General features: G+C 38.6%; 4 protein-coding genes. 3 read left to right on the top strand and 1 reads right to left on the bottom strand.

What is annotated here, in order from left to right; all coding sequences use genetic code 11:
* Positions 1-233 precede the first annotated feature (233 nt).
* The gene (locus ACE1AT_RS27880; protein ID WP_374874343.1) at positions 234-707 is read left to right on the top strand and encodes a protein tyrosine phosphatase family protein; all 474 of its coding nucleotides are present in this window, start codon (positions 234-236) and stop codon (positions 705-707) included.
* Positions 708-776: 69 nt separating this feature from the next.
* On the opposite strand, the gene ACE1AT_RS27875 is transcribed toward ACE1AT_RS27880, so the two are convergent.
* Complete coding sequence (locus ACE1AT_RS27875) at positions 777-1,949, bottom strand: LeuA family protein (RefSeq protein ID WP_374874341.1); 1,173 nt, start codon at positions 1,947-1,949, stop codon at positions 777-779.
* 801 nt (positions 1,950-2,750) lie between these two features.
* Here ACE1AT_RS27875 and nifH point away from each other — a divergent pair.
* Both nifH and ACE1AT_RS27865 read left to right on the top strand, forming a co-directional pair.
* A complete protein-coding gene (gene nifH, locus ACE1AT_RS27870) occupies positions 2,751-3,647 on the top strand; it encodes a nitrogenase iron protein (protein WP_374874339.1) in 897 nt (298 codons plus the stop codon).
* Between the two features lie 805 nt (positions 3,648-4,452).
* Positions 4,453-5,781: GAF domain-containing protein (locus ACE1AT_RS27865; protein ID WP_374874337.1), on the top strand; the 1,329-nt coding region annotated here is incomplete at its 3' end.

The raw sequence follows: 5,781 nt of genomic DNA, 5'->3' as shown, positions 1-5,781 counted from the left end.
TTGGGTTACTCTGCGATCAGCCGCGCAGGGCGCGTCTACGTTCCTCAAACGCCAGGTGCTACAACTCTTGGGACCCCCGCAACGCACTGGCTCCCCAACCTACGCTAGTTTTAGTTTTTAGCCTTAACTGAACCGTATTGTATTTCAACGGACATGATAGCTGTCAGTCTGAATTAAGTAAATAACTGAGACTCAGTTATCGAAAATTAACAATTTGCTTCACACATTTAAAAATGTCCCACAATTGTATTGAGAATATTTACAATTTCCTGCAAATATCAGATTTGATTGCGACATCAGGACAACTCACTGAAGAAGAATTTACACTCATCAAAGAAGCAGGATACCAACTAGTTGTAAATCTAGCATTACCAGAGTCTCCCAATGCTTTAACGAATGAAAAAGAAATAGTGGAATCTCAAGAGATGGAATATATTCATATTCCTGTAGCTTGGGAAAAACCAACTTATGAGAATGTCAAAGATTTTTTCCAAGTCATGGAAACCAACACAAATAAAAAGGTGTTTGTACATTGCGCTGCTAATAAGAGAGTTTCTGTTTTTATGTATCTTTACCGTCGCCTATGTAAAGGAATAAATCATGCAGAAGCAGAGAAAGATTTACATCAAATTTGGATTCCCGATCATCATTGGCAAAAATTTATTGAGCAGGTAATTAATTATTATAGACAACAGAGCAAGAGCTAAAAATTGTTGAAATAAGTTCGTAGTAAGGACTTTAGTCCTTACTACAAACTTTTTGTTATTTAGGCTATCTTACTTAGTAATCATCTTGGTGATTGCACAACTTTCCACAATTGCTGGTAACTCTTTTTCAATATTTATAGGAGTACCTCTTTTGGCAATTTCTTTAATTTTGAAGAGAATATTAGCAACTAATTCTTTATCTTTTATCAGTTCGCTTCTACCAATTTGTTGAAGAGCCAATTCAATCGCAGTATATCCCGATTGTATTCCTAATGCCAAGCTGCTTTTTGTCCCTAAAATTTCTGGATTTAAACTTTGATAAAGGGCTTCATCTTTAGCCACGGCATTTACATGAATACCTGCATAATGGGTAAAAGCATTTTTTCCGATTACTGGGTGATGAGGAAAAATAGAGATATGAGAATGCTTACTTACCAAATCATATAATTCCTGTAAATAACTCAGTTCCCAACAATGCTTTTCCTCAACTGTGTCAATTAAATTTATAAGTAATTCAGCTAAATCGACAATACCCGCTCGTTCTCCAAGTCCCATAACTGTCACGTCAATAATATTAACACCTGCTCTGTAAGCATCCAGTGCATTCGCTAAAGCTAAACCTCGATCATTATGACAATGAACCTCTATTTGTGGATATAATTCCTGTTTTGCGAGTTCTTCCTTGAGAGTTTTCACATAATTATAAAGACTACGGATTGGATGAAATGGTGTTGTATATCCAGTTGTATCAGCGATGCTAATAATATTAGCTCCTGCCTTTAACGCTGCGATCGCTGCTTCAATCACATTTTCTAAAGGAGAACGAACCGTATCTTCTGGTGTATAACGAATTAATAAGTTATCTTTCTGTTTTCTCGCATAGGTTATTACTTCGACAATTTTCTCTATAGCTGACTCTAAACCTATGTTGTAGTCCTGTTGCAATCGTTGCTGAGAAACACTAAAGAAAATTCCTAAGAAATTGACGCCACAATCCAGTGCTTGATTCACATCATCTATTCGACAAAGACAATGAGCGCCGATCTTTGCTTTGAGTCCAGCATTAGCAATTTGAGTTATGGCTAAAGCAATTTCCCTATCAACTACAGGATTACCAACTTCAATAATATCAACTCCTACCAGGTCTAAAAACTGAGCAATTGCTAACTTTGTTGCAGGAGAAAAATAAACTCCAGGAGTTTGTTCCCCTTCTCTTAAGGTAGAATCAAGAATTTGAATCATATCTAAAAATTTGACGGGAAGGGAACTTTTAACATTTATGTCAACCAAGCATAAAACGATAACGGGACAAGTGCGATCGCCCCTTAAAAAAATGCAAGAATCAACCTGATGCGGTTTTTTGTATTGACGAATACAGTTAAATTGATCATAACTCTTTGTAATTGAGAGATAAAACCTGATGATTCTGGCTGATGGTGAAGTCGAGAGTCAAACAAATCAGTTCAAGTCCAGATCCAGTCCATAGAGGATATAGAAAAATTTCACAAGCTAGTTGTGATTGCTAGTTGTAAAACGAAAGGATAGGATACGGAACATTACAGAATCATGTCAGTACATCAGTTACTTAGTACCTAAAAAGATTGTTTGGTTCATTCCCAATATGAAGTTGTAGGCGACTATCTACTGGCAAAACTGGAAGGTTGCAAGCATTTAGAGTGGATTACAACACAAGCGTTGGTTGTAGAAATAAATTAAGGGAATACTCTGCGTAAATTCTAAATTAATAATTAATACGCCACTCTATAGTGTTCACCGTGCGATCGCATTTACTCCATCAGCAGTTAAATAACTATTGCTTGTTGGTCAGTCCTCAACAGCAACTAACAACTGACCAAAAGCGAAGCATTTTTAGCTGTGCAATACCGTCATCTGCTCTGCATTCCCAATAGGCACTTTTTGTCTTTGTGGTTCTTGATGGGTATGGCTATGAGTACACGGTCACTGCGATCACTCCACTGTACTGAATATGTCTGATTCTCAACCCTACCTATCAAATCGAAGAATTTTAGGAGAAAACTCATCATGTCCGACGAAAAGATTAGACAGATAGCATTCTATGGTAAAGGTGGTATTGGCAAATCCACCACATCTCAAAATACCCTTGCTGCTATGGCAGAAATGGGTCAGCGCATCTTAATTGTTGGATGTGATCCTAAAGCAGATTCCACCCGTTTGATGCTACATAGTAAAGCTCAAACCACTGTTCTCCACTTGGCTGCTGAACGCGGTGCAGTAGAGGATTTAGAACTAGAAGAAGTCATGCTCACTGGATTTCGTAACGTACGTTGCGTGGAATCAGGTGGTCCTGAACCAGGTGTAGGCTGTGCTGGTCGTGGTATTATTACCGCCATCAACTTTCTAGAAGAAAACGGCGCTTACCAAGATGTTGACTTTGTCAGCTACGATGTATTAGGTGACGTTGTTTGCGGTGGTTTTGCCATGCCTATTCGTGAAGGTAAAGCCCAAGAAATCTACATCGTTACCTCTGGTGAAATGATGGCGATGTACGCTGCAAATAATATCGCTCGCGGTATTCTCAAGTACGCCCACACTGGCGGCGTGCGCTTGGGTGGTTTAATTTGTAATAGTCGTAACGTTGATCGCGAAATCGAACTCATCGAAACCCTAGCATCACGCTTAAATACCCAAATGATCCACTACGTACCTCGCGACAACATCGTGCAACACGCAGAGTTACGTCGTATGACTGTGAACGAGTACGCACCTGACAGTAATCAAGGTAATGAATACCGCACGCTAGCGAAAAAAATCATCAATAATACCAATCTTACCATTCCTACACCCATCGAGATGGATGAGCTAGAAGCATTGCTGATTGAATTCGGTATTCTTGAAAGCGATGAAGAAGCTGAAAAGCTAGCTGAAATCGATAAATCGTCACAAAAAGCACTCAAATAGTAATCACAAGACCATTTGAGTTAGTAGTTGGTTGGTTTGGTGATGGGGATTGGAGATTGGCTTTATGTCTTTCCCAGTCCCCTTTTCTTCATCCAATCAGGGCGATCGCATAGCTGAACAATTGAAGTGAGATGGTCAATAGTCAATGGTCATTTTTTAAAGAGTGTTGATGCATAAAAAACTTGATTAGGCTTTATATAAAAGTCAGAATATAACATCTTGATATTGCAGCAAGTTTTGCTTAATAGAAATTTAGTTCTAATTTATACAAATACTTACTTGTTTTATTCTGAAAGTAGAGGAACTTGGGAATTTACTGGTATCAATTATTATAAATAAACAAAAACTCTAGATTTCAGAAGTTCTGATCCAACACTGACTGATAGTTCTTAGCTGCTTTCTGAATCTAAGTATACAGCTACTAACTGTACTTTATCCAATTAAAAAACTTTTAGAATATAATTTTGTTAAATTAAACACTAATATATTAAATACACTAATTTATCTATTCGGGGCATCAAACTCTGTATATAGAGACATAAAGGCTAGACAGTGAACACAAAACAAATTAGAGGTTTTAGAGGATGTATGGGGTCTTCTCACAAAAATTTACTTTATTTGTGGTAAGTACACCCCTATATAAAAGCCTTACATAAAACCCAGTAAAAAAAGTTATTTTTTGACTCTATCTTTGACTCGGCAGCAATTTCAATAAGTGCATTACCCTACTTCGTCAGTTGATGAACTGAATGTGGTAGTTTATCTTTTTTTAATCAATTTTTGCAACGTAATTAAGACTTTATTTATGACTCAGCCTTCTCCTCAAAAGCAAGTTGACAAAAAAAAGGTTAATCAATTGCAGAGTAGTCAACAAGATACAGGGAACTCGACCATAACAGACCCTGCAAAGCAGTCAATAAGCCTTCAACAGTCTCTTCGTCAAGAACAATGGGGACGAAAGGATTGGAGTTTGAAGGCAAAAGCAACAGTTTGGGCTGTCGCCGTCAGTATGCTTCCAGTACTGGCCTTTGGGACTGCAACAACTTATCACTTTGGCAATAAGTTAATTAATAAGCAAATTCCTCAAACTAAACAACTAGGCGCTACAGAGCTAGCAGAGACCGAAGCACTACACAAACAACTTTCACTTCTGTTAATTGGAACGGGGACAGCGACAGTGTTAGCAGCTGCGATCGCTGTAATTTTAACTAATCGTGCCATTCGTCCCATCCTAAATGCTGCTGCAATCTCTACCACAATGGTGAACAGGCTACGTCGAAAAGGTGAAAATATTCGTACTCTGATTCCCAGCAACAATGAACTAGTTGTTTTAGAGACAAATATCAACTTTCTACAAGAACAACTTCCGCAATTGCTATGGAAACAAGAACTCGAAACTGAACGCGCCCACGTATTGATAAACATAACCCGTCGCATTCAGGAATCGCTCAAGGAAGAAGATGTTCTTAAAACTACCGTTGAAGAAGTTCGCGCCGCCTTACAAACTGACCGCGTCGCCATCTTTCGCTTCAATTCCAATGGAGATGGAACCTTTGTGGCAGAATCAGTGGCATTTGGTTTCCCAAATGCTTTGCGGGCAACAATCTTAGACCCTTGCTTTCAAGGAGAGTATGTAGAACAATATCAAAATGGCCGTGTCCGTGCGATCGATGATATTTATCAAGCGAATCTAGCTGATTGTCATATTGGATTGCTAGAACAATTTGCTGTCAAAGCCAATTTAGTTGCACCTATTCTTAAGAAAGACCAGCTATTTGGCTTATTAATTGCACATCAGTGTTCTAAACCCCGTAATTGGCAGCAATATGAAATTGATTTATTCGGTCAAATTGCGACACAAGTGGGATTTGCCCTCAATTACACGAAGTTGTTAGAACAGATAGATACGAAAGTCGATCAAGCTCACATATTTATAGATATTACCCGCCAGATTCGGGAATCACTCAACGAAGAAGATGTCCTCAAAGCTACCGTTGAAGAAGTCCGCAAAGCGATTAGCGCTGATCGAGTCATTGTTTATAGTTTTGACTCCGATTGGTATGGAACGGTAATTGCAGAATCAGTTCTTCCGGGTTTGCCAAAAGCGTTGCGAGCTAGAATTAAAGACCCCTGC

The sequence above is a fragment of the Pelatocladus sp. BLCC-F211 genome (genome assembly GCF_041928655.1).
Lineage (GTDB): Bacteria > Cyanobacteriota > Cyanobacteriia > Cyanobacteriales > Nostocaceae > Pelatocladus.
This window is presented reverse-complemented; position numbering and strand designations above follow the sequence as displayed.

Bases quoted from the DNA above. Each gene is read 5' to 3' on its own strand.
- nifH (WP_374874339.1), top strand. From the start codon at position 2,751: ATGTCCGACGAAAAGATTAGACAGATAGCATTCTATGGTAAAGGTGGT.
- ACE1AT_RS27875 (WP_374874341.1), bottom strand. From the start codon at position 1,949: ATGATTCAAATTCTTGATTCTACCTTAAGAGAAGGGGAACAAACTCCT.
- ACE1AT_RS27880 (WP_374874343.1), top strand. From the start codon at position 234: ATGTCCCACAATTGTATTGAGAATATTTACAATTTCCTGCAAATATCA.